Genomic DNA, 18,683 nt, shown 5'->3' on the forward strand with positions numbered 1-18,683 from the left:
TGCTTCTATTTAGAAGCAGCTTTATGCGTTTGTTTTCAAAATTAAATTTTGAATGGTTTGAAGAGATTGAATGAGCTTTTCGCGCTCTTCCTCAGATAATGTTTGGAAATTTTCTTTTAGTTTGTCTAAAATGAATTGCTGATACTGATTTACTAATAATTTCCCTTCAGCTGTTAGAGAAATTAAAATGACCCGTCGATCTTTTTCGCTATAATGACGCTCTATTAGTTCCTCTTGAATAAGTTTGTTTAATAGAGGTGTCATGTTAGGCCTTGAAATCGCTAGCCGCTTGCCGATTTCGGAAACTGCTAATGTGCCATTTTCATGCAAAAGTAGTAATACTTGTGTATGTGATGGCGGCATATGTCTTTGAGAAGAAAATTCTCCAGGAAGCATAAATTTGCGATAAAAAAGAGGCACTAGCGAAAGAAGATGATCAACAATACGTTCCCACTCGCGTGATTCCATATAAAGGCCCCCTTCCACTTTCATTGTAACAAAAAAGACATGGTATAAAAATAGAATTGTTTCACAGCAGCTTTAATATTTGTAGGATAACACTTGCTTTGTAAATGTATTAGCAATAATCGCATAGCCGTTATCATTTGGGTGCACTTGGTCAAATAGTAAATCTTTTTTATCATTCGATATTAATTTACGAATTGGTAAAACGATAGACGGTTGATTTGCTTTTGAAATGGAATAAACGGATTCATTCCATCCGTCTAAAAACATGTCTGCATAACTTGCGATGGAGTCATCGAGTTGTAACGGGTTATAGAGTTCTGAGAGAATGAGTAAAGCGTTCGGATTTTGATCTCGAACTGTCTTTACAATAGTTTTTATATCCGCTTCAAAATGAGCTTTTTCTTTATTTAACATTTTAATACCATCTATAACACCGACATCACGATTTAAGCGAAATAAATTATTTCCTCCAATATTAATCGTAATTATATTTGCAGCTCTAATTTTTTGCTTTACATCTTCTGATTGAACTTTTTTAGCGAGACGATCTGTAGTAAGGCCGTTTATCCCAAGATTTTCTACTGTAATTGGTTTATGAATTTGTGCTTCTATTTGTCTGGAAGCTAATTCAGCAAATCCACCTTGTGTCGATCCATATCCTTTAGCGAGTGAATCACCTAATACGAGGTGATAAAAGGAGTCGTTTGTTTGCTTATCAATCCAACTTGGAGCAGATGTTTTCTCTGTTTTGTCTTCAGGTTCGTTTTGTTTTGTCTCATCGTTCTTTTCAAAATTAGAATAAGAAATGATTAGAAGGAGGAGACAAACAACTATTAAGATGACTTTTTTCATAAATTCATCCTCCTTGTAATTGGTAATTGTATCATATTCAGCAGTATTAGCAATGTAAGGGCATATTATATGTTTATGAAAAGTTTACAATAACTTTACAGAAAATTTGTTGAAGTTTGTCAAAAAATATTGACGATACGAAAGAGTTTTATATATGATAATGTCAGATAAGGTGAAATGCTACTTAGTGGGAGCTTTATCTCCCGTTAATTGTTAGTCTTCATCAATCGAGCGTTTAAGGGGACTACTCGTTAGCGCAGGATGAAATGAAAATCGTGTCTCTAATAGAAGAAAAAAGGTATGTGATTATGGACCGATAGGGATTCATTTCATTATTTCTGGTAATTGTATAAGGGGGATTTTTTGTGAAAAAGTCAAAAAAAATGCTAGCTGGAGCAACTCTTGCTATAGGTGTAATAGCGCCGCAAGTATTGCCAACAACAGCTCATGCGGATGAGAATACTGGGGAGAGTACAGTTAACTTACGAATTCTAGAAACATCAGATATTCACGTTAACTTAATGAATTACGATTATTATCAAACGAAAACAGATAATAAAGTAGGTCTCGTGCAAACGGCAACACTCGTTAATAAAGCACGTGAAGAAGTGAAGAACTCGGTCCTATTTGATGATGGGGATGCATTACAAGGGACGCCGCTTGGAGATTATGTAGCGAATAAAATAAAAGATCAGGAGAATTCTGTTGATACTAACTATGTCCATCCATTATATCGTGTAATGAATTTAATGAAGTATGACGTCATCTCTCTTGGGAATCATGAATTTAACTACGGTTTAGAGTATTTAAAAAAAGTGATTAAAAAAACGGATTTCCCGGTTATTAACTCGAATGTCTATATAGATGACCATGATGGTAATGATGAGAATGACAAGCATTACTTTGATAAACCATATCATATTTTTGAGAAAGAAGTAGTGGATGAATCAGGACAAAAACAAAAGGTGAAAATTGGCGTAATGGGATTTGTTCCACCTCAAGTTATGAACTGGGATAAAGCAAATTTAGAAGGAAAAGTTAAAGCGAAAGATATAGTTGAAACAGCGAAGAAAATGGTACCAAAAATGAAAGCAGAAGGTGCAGATGTTATCGTTGCACTAGCTCATTCCGGTGTTGATAAAAGTGGATACAACGTTGGTATGGAAAACGCGTCGTATTATTTAACAGAGGTTCCTGACGTAGATGCAGTATTAATGGGACATTCACATACTGAAGTGCAGGATATATTTAATGGTGTTCCAGTTGTAATGCCTGGCGTTTTTGGCAGTAACTTAGGTATTATTGATATGCAATTGAAAAAGGTAAACGGAAAATGGGAAGTACAAAAAAAGGATCAACCTAAGCCAGCACTTCGTAAGATTGCTGATGGTAAAGGTAATCCATTAGTACAGTCGGATCAAAAATTAGTTAATGAAATTAAAGATGAACATGAAAAGACAATCGAATATGTAAATACACCTGTAGGTAAAACGACTGCACCAATTAATAGTTATTTTTCACTAGTACAGGATGATCCTTCCGTACAAATTGTGACAAATGCGCAAAAATGGTACGTAGAACAAGAACTTAAAAAACCAGAGTACGAAAAGTTTAAAGGTATACCAGTTTTATCTGCAGGCGCACCATTTAAAGCAGGTGGCCGAAACGGTGCTACATATTATACGGATATTCCAGCTGGAACGTTAGCAATTAAAAACGTTGCAGATTTATATGTATATCCAAATACTTTATATGCTGTAAAAGTAAATGGGGCACAAGTGAAAGAATGGCTTGAAATGTCTGCAGGTCAGTTTAATAAAATTGATCCAAAGGAAACGAAAGAACAGCCGTTAGTAAATATAGGCTATCCTACATATAACTTTGATATTTTAGATGGTTTAAAATACGAAATTGATGTGACGCAACCAGCAAAATATGATAAAGATGGAAAAGTTATAAGGGAAAATGCGAATCGTATTGTAAATATGACGTATAAAGGTAAGCCAGTAGCTGACAATCAAGAATTTATCGTCGCTACAAATAACTATCGTGGAAGTAGCCAAACGTTCCCAGGTGTAAGTAAAGGGGAAGTTGTATACCAATCACAAGATGAAACACGTCAAATCATTGTGAAGTATATGCAAGAAACACCAGTTATTAATCCAGCAGCCGATCAAAACTGGACATTTAAGCCGATTGTTGCAGATAAATTAAATACAACATTCGATTCTTCACCAAATGCACAAAAGTATATAAAGAAAGATGGGAAAATATCATATGTTGGACCATCTGAAAATGAATTTGCAAAATATGCAATTGATATAACGAAGAAGAACGATGGTGGAGAAAAACCAACAACACCACCAACAGGTGAAGGTAATAATGGAGGAAATCCAACGACACCACCAACAGGTGAAGGCAATAATGGAGGGAATCCAACGACACCACCAACAGGTGAAGGTAATAATGGAGGAAATCCAACGACACCACCAACAAATGAAGGTAATAGTGGAAACAATGCAGGATCTGGACAAACTACAACAGATGATCAAAATACAAAAGAAACAACGACAACTGTAAGTGAAAATAAAGAAGCTGACAAAGATGAGCGTGATTTACCGAAAACAGGTGCAAGTGTTGCTTCTACAATTGGAGCGGGTCTTGCATTTGTTGGAGCGGGATTACTTATGTTATTTAGAAGAAAGAAAGCAAATAGATAGTAAAGTGTTGTATAAAAAAAGGATTACCGCAATCGGTAATCCTTTTTTTACTTGTATATTATGAAACTGGTACTGCTTTTTCTTTTTTCCATGAAAGACCGAATCCAGTAAAGCCGACGATAATGGTTACAACTGGACAAGCTAAACAGAAGATTGTGTATGGCAGGTAATCGAATGTTGGAACGCTAAGGACGTTTGTTAAGAATACGCCACTTACACCCCATGGTACGAGTGGATTAATTACTGTACCAGCATCTTCTAGTACTCGTGATAAATTACGACGTTCTAAACCAACTTCATCGTATTTGTTAGCGAATGCTTGTCCTGTTAAAACGATTGACAAGTATTGTTCGCCGAGTAAGAAGTTTACACCAATTGCAGTTGAAGCAGTAGAAATAATTAAGCGTGTACTATTTTTAACAAAGCTAGAGATGATATTCATCAGCTGCGCGATAATACCCATCCCTTGTAGTAATCCTCCCATGCAAAGAGCTAGGAAAATAAGGGCAACGGACATCATCATACTTTGTAAACCGCCGCGAGATAATAAGCTATCAATATCTTTTATACCAGTTTTAGAAACGTAACCGTCCTGCATAATTTTCATTAAATCAGTTAGAGATGTACTAGGTTTGAAAATAAAGAGAATAATGATTCCTACTACGATTCCAGCAAGTAATGTTGGAACTGCTGGAACCTTTTTGAATGCGAATAGGAACAGTAATAAAATTGGAATAAGTGTAACGATAGAAATTGTTGCATTTTTTTCTAACGTGCTAATAAAGGATGTGAAATCAACATTGCCTCCAGATCCACTGCCTAAAATGAAATATGCAATAAAAGCAATAATGAAAGCTGGAACTGTCGTCCAAAGCATGTTACGAATATGTTCAAATAAATCTACACCGGTTACAGCAGGAGCTAAGTTTGTTGTATCAGATAAAGGAGACATTTTATCCCCAAAGAATGCACCAGAAATAATTGCACCAGCGATAAGCGCTGGATCGTATCCAAGAGCACTACCCATGCCCATAAAGGCAAGTCCTACAGTTGCAGCAGTTGTAAATGCACTACCGATACTCGTTCCAACAATCGCACAAACAACAAAAACAGTTGGAACGAAAATTTTCGGAGATACAAGTTGGAAGCCGTATACCATTAAAGTTGGAATTGTTCCAGCTGCGATCCATACACTAATTAATACGCCTACAAGTAAGAAAATAAAAATAGATGGAATCCCCGCTGAAATACTACTGATCATCCCTTTTTCCATAGTAGACCAAGAGATTTTTTTCATAAACCCAAACGCTAATAAAATAACGATACCGAATAAAATCGGGATATGCGGTGAAACTTCTAATTGAATAACACTAAAACCAATACAGAAAAAGATAAAAATTGTTAAAAGAACAGATTCAATTTTTGAAACCATTGTTTTCCCCTCCTAATTAATCGAGAATAGCCTTTTTTATATAAAATTCGCCAATATTGTATATTTCCTTTTAAATTTTAGAATTTTTTGACAAATTACCGGTAATTTGTTAATACTTCTATATGATACGGAAATGATTGGATAAAAAAACGTCCCTGCATATAATTATGCAGGGACGAAGAAATCGCGGTACCACCCTAGCTTGTAAAATGAATGTATCACAAAATAAAGGGTCGTATGATATGCGTTAATAAAATAAAAAACGCCCCTGCAATATATGCAGGGACGAAAAATTCGCGGTACCACCCTAAATTGTGAAACAGTGTCGTTTCACCACTCTTTAGACATAACGGTCTATAACCGTCTTTCACTACTCCTTACGTTTCGTAAAAGAAGCTCCAGGGGGTAATTCATAATTCGCTCTGTACTGGTTCGCACCGACCACCAGCTCTCTGAAATCAGAAATCGAAATACTACTAAATCCTATCAACGCCGATTCATATGATGTTAGTTAAATTTTTATCATATATTCATCATACATGTCAATAAAAATGTGTAATATTTTTTTAGGGAAATAAAGGAGATAGGTTTTAACATTGAAAAATGTGCGTTATAATGAATTCGAAAGGGGAGAAAAGAGTGAAGAAAAAACTAATTCTTTTTACCACCTTACTAGTCATTGGCGGAATTTCTGGAATTTACACAGCTTTTGCAGCTGAATCAGAGCAGGTGAAGCAAAAGCAAATCCAGCAATCAGAAGTGAAGAAAGTGAAAGAAACGGAAGAGAAGAAGTCGATGGAAAAAGCAGCTGCGAAACTAGGAGTTTCTACTGATGAGAAAACAAAAGAGGAAATTACGAAAGAAGTAAACACAGCTAGATTTGAGAAGCGTCATGATTTATTAATTGAGCACGCAAAACAACTGGGAATTGATACAGAAGGAAAAAAAGATGAAGAGATTATTTTAGAAATCGGAAAGATACAGCATGGAAAGTAGAACAACTTATCGTATGATAAGTTGTTCTTTTTTAAGAACTTTTTAATTTAAAAATAATTGACAGTCTTTTGGATTTAATGTTAACTATATCTATAAACTAGTTAACATTAGGGGTGACAATTGTGACTGTAAATAGTAATACGACTGAAAAATCATCTTATACATATGAAGAATTATCAGAGAAAAATAAAGCTTACGTATGGCACCCATTTACACAAATGAAAGATTATTTAGAAGAAGATCCTGTCATTATTGAACGTGGAGAGGGAAGAAAGCTATACGATGTAAATGGAAATGAATATTGGGATGGGGTTTCATCTATTTGGCTAAATGTTCACGGACATCAAGTGCCAGAATTAGATGAAGCAATTCGTGAGCAATTAAATAAAATTGCTCATTCTACTATGTTAGGACTTGCTAACGTTCCATCAATTTTATTAGCAGAAAAAATTATTGAGGTTGTACCAGAAGGATTGAAGAAGGTGTTCTATTCAGACTCTGGTTCTACAGCTGTTGAAATAGCAATTAAGATGGCTTTCCAATATTGGCAACATAAAGGGAAACCGAGAAAACAAAGATTTGTTACATTAAAAGAAGCATATCACGGTGATACGATTGGTGCTGTTTCAGTAGGAGCAATAGACTTGTTTCACCAAGTGTATAGTTCACTCTTATTTGAAGCAATTAAAATGCCGTATCCATATACATATCGTTCTCCTTATGGAGATAATAAGGAACAAATTGTAAAAAAACATTTAGAAGAAATGGAAGAAATGCTGAAAGAAAAACATGAAGAAATTGCAGCTATTATTGTAGAACCTTTAATGCAAGGTGCTGGCGGTATGATTACAATGCCGAAAGGATATTTAAAAGGGCTAAGGGATTTATGTACAACATATAATGTTTTATTTATTACGGATGAAGTAGCAACGGGATTTGGGCGCACTGGAAAAATGTTTGCATGTGAACATGAAAATGTGACGCCAGACATTTTAACCGCTGGGAAAGGTTTAACAGGTGGTTATTTACCGGTTGCAGTTACGGTAACGACAGACGAAATATATAATGCCTTCTTAGGAGAATATGAGGAACAAAAATCATTTTTCCATGGTCATAGTTACACAGGTAATCCGTTAGGGTGTGCAGTAGCAATTGCGAATCTAGAATTATATGAAAAAACAAATTTAATAGAAGATGTTGCACGTAAAACAGAATATGTAGCAAAGCAATTAGAAGCGCTCTTTGCATATAAACATGTAGGTGATATTCGTCAGTGTGGGTTAATGGTTGGTATTGAACTAGTGAAGAATAAGGAAACGAAAGAATCGTTTGAATGGACAGAAAGAGTCGGTGTGCAAGTATGTAAACGCTCAAGAGATCTTGGCATGATTTTACGACCGCTCGGTAACACGATTGTATTTATGCCTCCTCTTGCTTCTACAATTGATGAGATTGATGATATGTTACGCATTTTATATAAAGCAATCTCAGATGTTACGGAGGGAGAAGAATGAGCGGTTTTTTCATAACAGCAACAGATACTGAAGTTGGAAAAACTGTGGTTGCAGGTGCGTTAGCAGGTGTATATAGAGAGTTGGGATATAACGTAGGGGTATATAAACCGTTGCAAAGTGGACATGTTGCATCAAACCCTGAGGGAGATGCAGCAAGATTAAAAGCATTATCGGGTGTACCGACAAAAGAAGATGAAATTTGTCCTTATTCCATTGAAGAACCGCTTGCTCCGAGACTTGCGATGAAAAGAGCTGGAAGAGTCGTAAAGTTAAAAGACATTATGAGGCACTATGAAGAACTATTAAAAGAGTTTAATAGCGTATTTGTCGAAGGGGCAGGCGGGCTTGCAGTCCCATATACTGAAGATAGTTTAGTAATTGATTTCGCAAAACAATTACAGTTGCCTCTTATTATAGTAGCTCGCCCTACGCTAGGGACAGTAAATCATACTGTCTTAACAATTTCTTATGCACAGGCACACGGTTTAACAGTAGCAGGTGTAATTTTGTCTAGTTGTAAAGAATGTGACAAAGAAAGAGTGCAAGAAAATGAAGAAATGATTGAGGAGTTAAGTGGAGTACCAGTTTTAGGTTTATTACCATTTCTTGAAGGTGAATTTACTAGGGAAAAATTATTGGAATCAGCAAAAGAACATATTATGATTTCAAAATTAGAGGAGTTCATTCAAAATGAATCAAACGTGGCGCACACATCTTCAATCTAAATTACAACAATTACATGAGCAAGGACAGTATCGTAATTTGCATGTAACAGAGCAAGCAGAAGAGACGTGGCTTATTCGAGATAAAAAAAGGTTGTTAAATTTAGCATCAAATAATTATTTAGGATTAGCTGGGGATGAAAGATTAAAAGAAGCTGCTATTGCGTGTACAAAAAAATATGGAACTGGTGCGACTGCCTCTCGCCTCGTTGTAGGAAATTATCCATTGTATGAAGAGGTTGAGAGAAGTGTATGCAACTGGAAAGGTACTGAAAGAGCACTAATTGTAAATAGTGGATATACAGCAAATGTAGGTGCTATATCTGCTTTAGCCTGTCGTCACGATATTGTGTTTAGTGATAAATTAAATCACGCAAGTATTGTTGATGGAATTATATTAAGCGGCGCAGAACATAAAAGGTATCGTCACAATGATTTGGATCATTTAGAGAAGTTATTGAAAATAGCGTCACCTGAAAAGAGGAAATTAATCGTAACTGATACTGTTTTTAGTATGGATGGTGATACTGCATACTTGAGAGAATTAGTGCAGCTTAAGGAGAAATACGGGGCAATCATTATAGTTGATGAAGCGCATGCGAGTGGAATATATGGAATCGATGGAGCTGGGTTATCTCATATAGAAAAAGACATTGCTCAAAAAATTGATATACATATGGGGACGTTTAGTAAAGCTTTAGGGTGCTATGGTGCGTATTTGACAGGCGATGCAATTTATATAGAGTATTTACGAAATATGATGAGAAGCTTTATTTTTACTACAGCCTTACCACCAGGAATATTAGGGGCGATACGAAAAGCAATTGAAATTGTGAAAGAAGATAACGAAAGAAGAGAGAGTCTTATAGCGAATGGTGCATATTTCAGAACCCATTTACGAGAAGCTGGTTTTGATATTGGGAATAGCTCAACTCATATTGTACCGATTGTAGTCGGTTCAAATGAAAATGCTTTACGGTTTAGTAAAAGATTACAAGAGGTAGACATCGCAGCAATTGCAATTCGTCCACCGACGGTTCCAATTAATAGTTCCCGGGTCCGTTTTGCTGTTACGTCACAACATACAATAGCTGATTTAAAATGGGCCATTGACCAAATTATTCACATTGCGAAAGAAGAGGAGCTTTTCGTATGAAAGAGCTAAAGATTATTTTTATCCCTGGATGGGGAATGGAAGAAAATGTTTGGGATTTAGTACTTCCGTATTTCAAAGAATATCCTGTTCAATGCATAGATTGGCGTAACGTGAAAGAGATAGGCGAGTTTGCGGAACGAATAATAGATGTAGCGCATGATGAAAATGTAATTTTAGTTGGATGGTCATTAGGAGCTTTAGCGGCAATTCAAGCCTATAAAAAGATTAAGGCGAAAGGTATCGTATTAATTGGTGGTACTGCTAAATTTACAAATACGAGTGACTATACAAGTGGATGGAATTCTTTGCATGTAGAACGGCTGAAAAAGAATTTGGTGGGGAAGAAAGAAGATACGCTCAAGCGGTTCTATGAAAATATGTTTACGAAAGATGAGTTGAAAGAGAATAAATGTTTTGAAGATATTGTAAAACATTTTAAAGGGGATTCTATTCAGTCTTTACAATTAGGTTTGGATTATTTAATAGAAACAGATATGAGAGGAGAGCTGAAAGAAATTCAAGCACCTATACTATTTATTCATGGAGAGCAGGATGTAATATGTCCATTGTCTGCTGCTCATAGTATGGCGGACAATACAAATGTAACACTCAAGGTAGTAAGTGAGGCAGGACACGCATTATGTATAACGAATTTTGAATATTGCGCAAATGAGGTAATTCAATTTGTAGAGGGGATACGACATGATCAACAAAACGTTACTGCAAAAACGGTTTAACGTGGCAGCTGTATCTTACGATCAATATGCAAATGTACAAAAAAAGATGGCACATTCATTACTTTCTACATTGAATCGACGATATAGTGCAAATTCATCGATACGTATTTTAGAACTTGGATGCGGGACAGGTTATGTCACAGAGAAATTATCAAACTTATTTCCAAAAGCGCATATTACAGCTATTGATTTTGCTGAAAGTATGATTGCGGTTGCGAAAACTAGACAAAATGTAAAAAATGTAACGTTTCACTGTGAAGATATCGAACGATTACGATTAGAAGAATCATATGATGTCATTATTTCAAATGCTACATTTCAATGGCTAAATGATTTAAAACAAGTGATTAAAAATCTATTTCATCATTTGTCTACAGATGGGATACTACTCTTTTCAACGTTTGGACAAGAAACTTTTCAAGAGCTTCACAATTCGTTTCGGAGGGCGAAAGAAGAAAAAAATATACGAAATGAAATAGTGATAGGTCAACGTTTTTATTCGAAAGATCAGTTACGCCATATATGCAAGATAGAAACAGGGGATGTACATGTTTCTGAAACATGTTACATAGAGAGTTTTGCAGAAGTTAGAGAGTTTCTGCATTCTATTCGAAAAGTAGGAGCGACCAATAGTAATGAAGAATCATATTGCCAAAGTCCCTCACTCTTTCGTGCGATGCTTCGTATATACGAAAGAGACTTCACGGGAAATGAAGGGATAATGGCAACGTATCATGCTTTATTTACGTATATAACAAAAGAGGGGAAGAGATGAAATGAAACAAGTACAAACAAAAAGGGATTGGAAAAAACTTGCATACGACGTAGTAGAAGAGAAAATGATTACGAAAGAAGATGCAATAGCAATATTAGAAGCTGATGATACAGAAGTTTTAGAAATTATGAATGCAGCCTACATCATTCGTCATCATCATTTTGGTAAGAAAATAAAATTGAATATGATTATTAATACGAAATCTGGCTTATGTCCTGAAGATTGTGGGTATTGTTCACAGTCTATTATTTCAGAAGCACCAATTGATAAATATGCATGGTTAACGCAGGAGAAGATTGTAGAAGGAGCACATGAAGCAATTCGCCGTAAAGCGGGTACATATTGTATTGTAGCATCTGGCCGTCGCCCGACAGATAAAGAAGTAAATCACGTAATTGGGGCTGTGAAGGAAATTCGTGAAACGACAGATTTGAAGATTTGTTGCTGTTTAGGTTTCTTAAACGAAGATCAAGCAGGACGCTTAGCAGAAGCTGGTGTTCATCGTTATAACCACAACTTAAATACACATGAAAACAATTATGAAAGCATTTGCTCAACTCATACGTATGACGATCGTGTTGATACGGTTCAAAAAGCGAAACAAGCTGGTATTTCACCATGCTCTGGGGCGATTTTTGGAATGGGAGAAACAATTGAAGAACGTGCTGAAATAGCATTTGAATTACAACGTATAGATGCAGATTCTATTCCGTGTAATTTCCTCGTTGCTGTAAAGGGCACACCGCTTGAAGGACAAAAAGAGTTAACACCTGTAGAATGTTTAAAAGTATTGGCGATGATGCGTTTCGTAAACCCAACAAAAGAAATTCGTATTTCAGGAGGTCGCGAAATTAATTTACGTTCTGTACAGCCACTCGGCTTATTTGCAGCAAACTCTATTTTTGTCGGGGATTACTTAACGACAGCTGGACAAGAGCCAACTGCAGACTGGGGTATGATTGAAGATTTAGGATTTGAGATTGAGGAATGTGCACTATAAGATAGAGGAAAAAGCAAACTTGTAAAAGAGTTTGCTTTTTTTGTAAATAAAATGTAATAAAAGGCTATTATCACTTGATACGAATGGGTTTTGAGTGAGAAAAAGAATTTTTGCGGACGAATTTTCCAAGCCCTAGTTGTACATAGTAAATATGTATTTTATATTGGGTTGGAGGATTTTACATGCACAAATACATATTAGCGATTATGACCTGTCTAATTTTAATAAAAGCAATAAGTACTGATCCAGTTAAGGCCGCTGAAAATCCTGAACAAAAAGAGATGCAACAAAGAATTGAACAACATTTTCGAACGAAAGCTGAACATTTTGGATTGAAAACGGAAGGGAAAGATTTAAAGGAAGTACGAAAAGAAATTACTATTATAGAAGAAGCGAAAAAAAGAGAGAATGTATGGAGAACAGCGCAAGCACTTCGTATAAAGACAGAAGGAAAAACGATGAATGAATTAATAAAAGATGTACGAAAAAAAGCGAAAAAATAAAAAGAGGCCGCAGCCTCTTTTTTTATGCCCATTGTTTTGATAAGTGAGCCATTTCAATGGCAGCAACGGCTGATTCATATCCTTTATTACCAGCTTTCGTACCTGCACGTTCAATCGCTTGTTCAATTGTTTCTGTCGTTAATACACCGAAAATAACAGGGATGTCAGTTTGTAGTGATAAAGACGCAACACCTTTTGCTACTTCATTACAAACGTAATCGTAATGTGTAGTAGCTCCACGGATTACAGTACCTAAAGTAATAACAGCATCATACTTTCCGCTACAGGCCATCTTTTTAGCGATTAAAGGAATTTCAAATGCACCAGGAACCCAAGCGACATCAATATCATTTTCTTCTACGCCGTGACGTTTTAATCCGTCTAAAGCGCCGCCAAGTAATTTACTTGTAATAAATTCATTAAAACGTCCAACAACAACCCCAACTTTTAATCCTGTACCAACTAAATGACCTTCGAATACCATAATAAATCTCTCCTTTGATTATAAGTTTAATAAATGTCCTAATTTGTTTACTTTCGTTTGTAAATATGTTTTATTCTCTTCTTTTGTTGGCATTTGCAACGGTACACGCTCGACTACTTCTAAATCGTAACCTTGTAAGCCAGCAATTTTTCTTGGATTATTCGTTAATAATCGTAAACTTTGTAAGCCTAAATCTTTTAATATTTGAGCGCCGATACCATAATCACGAAGGTCAGCAGGGAAGCCGAGTTTTTCATTTGCTTCTACAGTATCGAATCCTTCTTCCTGCAATTTATAAGCGCGAAGCTTATTAAGAAGCCCGATGCCTCGTCCTTCTTGTCTCATATAAAGAAGAACACCTTTTCCTTCACGCTCAATTTGAGCAAGTGCTGCATGGAGTTGTGGTCCGCAATCACAGCGACATGAACCGAATACATCTCCTGTTAAACATTCAGAATGAACACGTACAAGCACCGGTTCACCTGTTGAAATATCACCTTTTATGAGCGCAATATGTTCTTTCGTATCTAATGAGTTAGAATAGCCAATTGCTTGGAAAGTACCGAAATCTGTAGGTAAGGTAATTTCCACTTCTCTCGTCACAAGTGTTTCATGATGGCGGCGATAAACAATTAAATCTTCTATCGTAATCATTTTTATATCAAATTGTTTTGCGCACTGTAGTAAATCAGGTACACGTGCCATCGTACCGTCCTCATTAATAATCTCGCAAATGACTCCAGCAGGTTCTGCTCCGCAAAGTTTTGCTAAATCGACAGCAGCTTCTGTATGACCTGAACGGCGAAGGACACCGCCTTCTTTTGCGATTAATGGAAAGATATGTCCAGGTCGATTGAAATCAGCACCTTTAGATGCAGGGTTTAACAATTCTTGTATCGTAGTTGCACGTTCGTGAGCGCTAATCCCTGTTGTTGTAGAAACATGATCAATGCTCACTGTAAACGCAGTATGATGTGAATCTGTATTATGAGATACCATTGGTTCTAATTGTAGGCGCTCTGCGTACCCTTCCGTAATCGGTACGCAAACGAGGCCGCGACCATGTGTAATCATAAAATTAATTGTTTCTGGCGTAATATACTCTGCTAAAGCGATAAAATCGCCTTCATTTTCTCGGTTTTCATCGTCGCATACGATAACGACTTTTCCTTGTTTTAAATCTTCTAGAGCTTCTTCAATACGATGAAACATTATGTTTCCCCCTTATAGAAATCCGTTTTCTTGTAAAAAGCTTTCGGACATTGACCCCGTTCGTTTTACAGGTTTAGAAATAAAGCGTTCGATATATTTACCAATCATGTCACACTCAATGTTTACGATATCTCCGGCATTCTTTTCTCCGATGACAGATTCGCTTACTGTGTGTGGGATGAGTGAAATTGTTATGGAAGATTCGTCTATATCAAATATCGTTAAACTCGTTCCATCAACAGCAACGGATCCTTTATGCAAACAATAGCGTAGCAATTCATCGGAAATTGCTATTTTGTAATAGACGGCATTGTAATGTTGTTTTTTAGTTAAAATTGTCCCGATGCCATCGATATGTCCTGAAACGAAATGTCCACCAAAGCGCCCGTTTGCAGCCATGGCCCGCTCTAAATTTACTTTAGAGTGTGATTTAAGCAGGCGAAGTGATGTTGATTTCAGCGTTTCAGGCATTGCATCAACTGTAAATGAAGTAGTTGTAAAGCTCGTTACAGTTAAGCAAATCCCGTTAACCGCGATACTATCACCTAAATGGACATCAGATAAAATTTCATTTGCATGGATCGTTAATTTCATCGCTTCTCCGCTTTGTTGCATGTTTGTGATCGTTCCTAATTCTTCTACAATTCCTGTAAACATTTCGTCACCTCATTTCGGGCAGTCGCAATAATTTTGATATCATCGCCAATTTGTTTCATCTCTTGAATTTTCATGGAAAGCGAATCTTGTAATTTTGAAAAACCGTTTCCTCCAAAAAGAGTAGGAGCACCTTTCCCGCCAATTAATTTCGGGCTTATATAGGTTACAATTTCATTGAAATTGTTTGTTTGTAAGAAACTTGCATGAACAGTTTGTCCACCTTCGATGAAGAGAGACAGGATTTGTTTTTCACCGAGTAGATCTAAAACATCTTGAATTTCAATTTGCTTCGTTTTCATTTGGAATATCGCTATATTTTTAGATTCATAAGAAGCTATTTTCTCTTTATTTACATTCTTACCTACAATAATCCATGTCGGTGCTAAAGTATCTGTTATGACATGAGAAGATGGTGGCGTTCGTAAATGGGTATCTAAAATAATGCGAATAGAATGTTTCCCGCCATTTGGAATTCTTGTTGTTAAATGTGGATTGTCGGCTATAACTGTATTCACGCCAACAAGAATTGCATCATGTGTATGGCGATATTGGTGAACGTCAGCGCGTGCTTCTGCACCAGTAATCCACTTACTTTCACCAGTTACAGTGGCTGTTTTGCCATCTAAGCTCATCGCGGTTTTTATCGTGACAAATGGGCGTTTCGTTTTCATGTAGTGAAAAAAGTAACGATTTAATAAAACTGCTTCTGCTTCAAGAACACCGGTAGTTACTTCAATTCCAGCTTCCTCTAATCTTCTTTTTCCGTTACCAGAAACGAGCGGATTACAATCGAGAGTAGCAATTACAACACGCTTAACTCCCTTTTCGATGAGTAATTCACAGCAAGGTGGTGTTTTTCCAAAGTGGCTACACGGCTCAAGTGTTACATAGACGGTAGCGTTTTTGGCTTTCTCACCAGCCATATGAAGGGCATGAACTTCCGCGTGTTCTTCACCAGCACGTAAATGAGCGCCCATTCCGACGATGTTTCCATCTTTTACAACAACAGCACCAACCATAGGATTCGGACTCGTTTGTCCTGATGTCCCCTTAGCTAATTGCAAGGCAATCCTCATATATTCTTGATCAGTCATTCTCTTCACCTCTCCTAAAAAAATCAAAAAACCCCAAGGATTTAATATCCTTGGGGTTTGGGAGACGTGATTTCTAGAATTATAGTTCGAATACGAAAGTACAGGAAAGAAACCTAGCGATGATTGACATTTTTGCATAAGGAAAAAACCTAGCAAAATATCGAATTTTTTAAACACTAGTTGTCTCTTTTTTATTTCAGTATAAAAAATGAGTATAGAAAACTAAACATATATATAAATTCAAAATGAATGTATAAAAATATGCATACTGAAATAAAAGTGTATTCACTATATAAAAAACTAGAAACATATCCTTCTCCCATCCAGACTATACTGTCGGCCCTAGAGTTTCACTAGATCCACCGTTTTCGAGTTGAAAACGGGTCACGGACTTAGAAGTTTTCACTTCATCACCGCCGGTTGGGAATTTCACCCGACCCCGAAGGATGCTGTTTGGTCAAATTATAGCACAAAAAAGAAAAAAGGCTAGCAAAAAATATTTGAATGTGAAGAATTGTGTGAAAATATATGGAGATTGAAATGGAGACAAAAGTGTTAGAAATGTTGTTAGCAAAAGGAATATCCAGACTTTGATTAAAAGAAAAAACATGCACAAAAAATGTGCATGTCACATACAAAATTACTTTGCCTCTGGTGCTCTAACAACAGATTCGAATTTACCTTTATGCGAAGCATCGCAATAAGGCATATTTTTTGATAAACCACAACGGCATAAAGAAAATGCTGGTTTTGCTGGGAATACATTCCCTTGTGAGTCGACTAATTCCACGTCCCCTGTAACGCGAAAAGAGCCATTATCATTTACTTTAATTTGTACTTTTGCCAACGCTATCCCTCCTTCCCAAACGCTTAATTTCATCATATAATCAAGGGAAGCGCTTGACAATATAAAGTGAAACTTTAATTAGTGGAGGGGGTTCATTCCACTGATTATTAGCCTTCACCAATCGGGCGATTACGGGCAGTTAATCTCCCGCCTAACTTCTTTGCTTCAGCCGAATTTTGAGATGGGAGTCTCACTGCCCGTTAACGCGGGATAAAAAGAACACTTTCTTTGGGAGAGAAGAGAGTGTTATAATGTTTTTTATAACTGACTAGAGTAAGGTGACGAAAGATGGATAAACAATTACTTACATTACGAAATATTGCAAATGAGCGCACGTGGGCATCATTTTTGAATGATAATCATCCATATAGTTTATTGCACTGGTCGATTGCCGGTGTAGGACAAGAAGCGAAGGATGTTTGGTTACTTCAAGATGAGGTAACGTTTCAAACGACAGAATTTCCAACGCTAGATGAAGCTGTGCAATGGATTTCTGAAAACATGGAACAAGTTACAGACGTTTTATCGCAATGAAAAAAACAGGCTTATGCAAGCCTGTTTTTTGTTTCTTTTACGTATGTGTTCAAAAATTGATCAAGAGCTGCTTCATACTCCTCTTTATTTTCGTTATAAGAGCAAGCGTGTGCACCGTGTTCTGCAATATAAAGTTGTTTATTATTTTCTTTTGCTTCATATAGAGCTTTTGTCATATCGGCTAAAATATAATCGTCATCTTTACTATGAATAAAGAGAACGGGATTGTTAATGTTTTTTATACAGTCGATTGGTGAAACTTCACGAATTGTATACCCGTCACGAACTTTTAAAAAAGCATTTGCTAATGGTAATAAAGGCCATTTGGGTAAATGGAATTCAACCTTTAAGCGGTGCTGTAATTGCCCATAGAAATCAGAAAAAGGACAATCTGCAATATAGAAATCAGCACCATCTTCTACAAGTCCTGCGTATTGAAGTAGTGTTGCAGCGCCCATAGATTCACCATGAATACCGAGTATTATATTTGTGCCAAAACGACTTTTTAGCCAGTCAACTACTGATTTTAAATCATGTTTTTCATAGTATCCATAGCTTGTTGTTTTTCCTCCGGTTTTACCATGACGACGATGATCATAAATAAGGACATTATATCCTCTGCTTAAAAATAAGTTTGCATATTTTACAGAGTTCATTTTGTTTACAGTTACGCCGTGACAAAAAACCATAAACTTGTTGGAATGACCTGCAGGAATGTAATATCCATGAAGATCATATCCGAATTGCGAAGGGATATGAATTTCTTCTTTATGAAGAGCATCAAAATCTTCTATACGAAAATGTTTTTTCGATTCTCTTTCTAGAACTTCTTCCTCTGTTTTTTTCTTCAAGTACATCACTTTATTTGTAAAGAAAATCCCAAGGGCAGTTATCGCACCTAGTATAGTAAACAATGCTGCAAAAAAACGTTTCATACTTTACCTCATCCTCCAAATACCGTTACATGTGATACACTTACA

At 36.3% G+C, this 18,683-nt stretch carries 19 protein-coding genes, 1 riboswitch and 1 other annotated feature; of the genes, 10 read left to right on the plus strand and 9 right to left on the minus strand.

Annotated elements, in window-relative coordinates:
• Window positions 1-21: 21 nt before the first annotated feature.
• Complete coding sequence (locus tag JDS92_RS11195) at window positions 22-468, minus strand: MarR family winged helix-turn-helix transcriptional regulator (protein WP_000445820.1); 447 nt, start codon at window positions 466-468, stop codon at window positions 22-24.
• 72 nt (window positions 469-540) lie between these two features.
• Window positions 541-1,320 carry a GDSL-type esterase/lipase family protein gene (locus JDS92_RS11200; protein ID WP_000755809.1) on the minus strand — a complete coding sequence of 260 codons (780 nt, stop codon included), beginning with the start codon at window positions 1,318-1,320 and terminating at the stop codon, window positions 541-543.
• Window positions 1,321-1,685: 365 nt separating this feature from the next.
• Between JDS92_RS11200 and cpdB the strand changes: the two genes are divergently transcribed.
• The gene (cpdB, locus tag JDS92_RS11205; protein ID WP_199631935.1) at window positions 1,686-4,040 is read left to right on the plus strand and encodes a bifunctional 2',3'-cyclic-nucleotide 2'-phosphodiesterase/3'-nucleotidase; all 2,355 of its coding nucleotides are present in this window, start codon (window positions 1,686-1,688) and stop codon (window positions 4,038-4,040) included.
• A 58-nt stretch (window positions 4,041-4,098) separates the two neighbouring features.
• Here cpdB and nhaC read toward each other — a convergent pair whose 3' ends face one another.
• Window positions 4,099-5,472 (minus strand): Na+/H+ antiporter NhaC, encoded by a 1,374-nt coding sequence (nhaC, locus tag JDS92_RS11210; protein WP_199631936.1) that lies wholly within the window; start codon window positions 5,470-5,472, stop codon window positions 4,099-4,101.
• Between the two features lie 278 nt (window positions 5,473-5,750).
• Window positions 5,751-5,971, minus strand: a binding site (T-box leader).
• A 140-nt stretch (window positions 5,972-6,111) separates the two neighbouring features.
• On the opposite strand from nhaC, the gene JDS92_RS11215 reads away from it, so the two are divergent.
• From JDS92_RS11215 to JDS92_RS11250, 8 genes are all read left to right on the plus strand, one after another.
• Window positions 6,112-6,468 carry a hypothetical protein gene (locus tag JDS92_RS11215; RefSeq protein ID WP_199631937.1) on the plus strand — a complete coding sequence of 119 codons (357 nt, stop codon included), beginning with the start codon at window positions 6,112-6,114 and terminating at the stop codon, window positions 6,466-6,468.
• A gap of 122 nt (window positions 6,469-6,590) precedes the next feature.
• Complete coding sequence (gene bioA, locus JDS92_RS11220) at window positions 6,591-7,982, plus strand: adenosylmethionine--8-amino-7-oxononanoate transaminase (protein ID WP_000217832.1); 1,392 nt, start codon at window positions 6,591-6,593, stop codon at window positions 7,980-7,982.
• Window positions 7,979-8,707, plus strand: a complete 729-nt coding sequence (bioD, locus tag JDS92_RS11225) for a dethiobiotin synthase (protein WP_199631938.1) — start codon at window positions 7,979-7,981, stop codon at window positions 8,705-8,707. Before bioA ends, bioD begins: the two co-directional genes overlap by 4 nt.
• On the plus strand, window positions 8,673-9,860 hold the full coding sequence (gene bioF / locus JDS92_RS11230; protein ID WP_001077303.1) for an 8-amino-7-oxononanoate synthase: 1,188 nt from the start codon (window positions 8,673-8,675) through the stop codon (window positions 9,858-9,860). The genes bioD and bioF overlap by 35 nt, the downstream gene beginning before the upstream one ends.
• Window positions 9,857-10,597 (plus strand): alpha/beta fold hydrolase, encoded by a 741-nt coding sequence (locus JDS92_RS11235; protein WP_000661287.1) that lies wholly within the window; start codon window positions 9,857-9,859, stop codon window positions 10,595-10,597. Before bioF ends, JDS92_RS11235 begins: the two co-directional genes overlap by 4 nt.
• Window positions 10,563-11,372, plus strand: coding sequence for a malonyl-ACP O-methyltransferase BioC (gene bioC / locus JDS92_RS11240; RefSeq protein ID WP_199631939.1), 810 nt, complete (start codon window positions 10,563-10,565; stop codon window positions 11,370-11,372). The genes JDS92_RS11235 and bioC overlap by 35 nt, the downstream gene beginning before the upstream one ends.
• 1 nt (window position 11,373) lies before the next feature.
• Window positions 11,374-12,372, plus strand: coding sequence for a biotin synthase (gene bioB, locus JDS92_RS11245; RefSeq protein ID WP_000815851.1), 999 nt, complete (start codon window positions 11,374-11,376; stop codon window positions 12,370-12,372).
• Between the two features lie 182 nt (window positions 12,373-12,554).
• Complete coding sequence (locus tag JDS92_RS11250) at window positions 12,555-12,875, plus strand: hypothetical protein (RefSeq protein WP_000549775.1); 321 nt, start codon at window positions 12,555-12,557, stop codon at window positions 12,873-12,875.
• Between the two features lie 22 nt (window positions 12,876-12,897).
• Here the strand turns inward: JDS92_RS11250 and ribH are convergent, their stop codons facing one another.
• The 5 genes from ribH to JDS92_RS11275 all read right to left on the minus strand — a co-directional run bounded on the left by ribH (window position 12,898) and on the right by JDS92_RS11275 (window position 17,205).
• A complete protein-coding gene (gene ribH, locus JDS92_RS11255; protein WP_199631940.1) occupies window positions 12,898-13,359 on the minus strand; it encodes a 6,7-dimethyl-8-ribityllumazine synthase in 462 nt (153 codons plus the stop codon).
• An 18-nt stretch (window positions 13,360-13,377) separates the two neighbouring features.
• Window positions 13,378-14,571: a bifunctional 3,4-dihydroxy-2-butanone 4-phosphate synthase/GTP cyclohydrolase II gene (gene ribBA, locus JDS92_RS11260; protein WP_000469004.1), complete on the minus strand. Its 1,194-nt coding sequence runs from the start codon at window positions 14,569-14,571 to the stop codon at window positions 13,378-13,380.
• A 12-nt stretch (window positions 14,572-14,583) separates the two neighbouring features.
• On the minus strand, window positions 14,584-15,228 hold the full coding sequence (gene ribE, locus JDS92_RS11265; RefSeq protein WP_199631941.1) for a riboflavin synthase subunit alpha: 645 nt from the start codon (window positions 15,226-15,228) through the stop codon (window positions 14,584-14,586).
• Window positions 15,210-16,322 carry a bifunctional diaminohydroxyphosphoribosylaminopyrimidine deaminase/5-amino-6-(5-phosphoribosylamino)uracil reductase RibD gene (ribD, locus tag JDS92_RS11270; protein ID WP_199631942.1) on the minus strand — a complete coding sequence of 371 codons (1,113 nt, stop codon included), beginning with the start codon at window positions 16,320-16,322 and terminating at the stop codon, window positions 15,210-15,212. Before ribD ends, ribE begins: the two co-directional genes overlap by 19 nt.
• A gap of 307 nt (window positions 16,323-16,629) precedes the next feature.
• Window positions 16,630-16,773: riboswitch (FMN riboswitch) on the minus strand.
• Between the two features lie 189 nt (window positions 16,774-16,962).
• Window positions 16,963-17,205, minus strand: a complete 243-nt coding sequence (locus JDS92_RS11275; RefSeq protein ID WP_002039507.1) for a CDGSH iron-sulfur domain-containing protein — start codon at window positions 17,203-17,205, stop codon at window positions 16,963-16,965.
• A gap of 252 nt (window positions 17,206-17,457) precedes the next feature.
• Between JDS92_RS11275 and JDS92_RS11280 the strand changes: the two genes are divergently transcribed.
• Window positions 17,458-17,703 (plus strand): DUF2552 family protein, encoded by a 246-nt coding sequence (locus JDS92_RS11280; RefSeq protein ID WP_000360799.1) that lies wholly within the window; start codon window positions 17,458-17,460, stop codon window positions 17,701-17,703.
• Window positions 17,704-17,714: 11 nt separating this feature from the next.
• Here JDS92_RS11280 and JDS92_RS11285 read toward each other — a convergent pair whose 3' ends face one another.
• On the minus strand, window positions 17,715-18,638 hold the full coding sequence (locus JDS92_RS11285) for an alpha/beta hydrolase (RefSeq protein WP_000819222.1): 924 nt from the start codon (window positions 18,636-18,638) through the stop codon (window positions 17,715-17,717).
• Window positions 18,639-18,683 lie beyond the last annotated feature (45 nt).

It is taken from the genome of Bacillus cereus group sp. N12 (genome assembly GCF_016483575.1).
GTDB classification, from domain to species: Bacteria; Bacillota; Bacilli; order Bacillales; family Bacillaceae_G; genus Bacillus_A; species Bacillus_A toyonensis.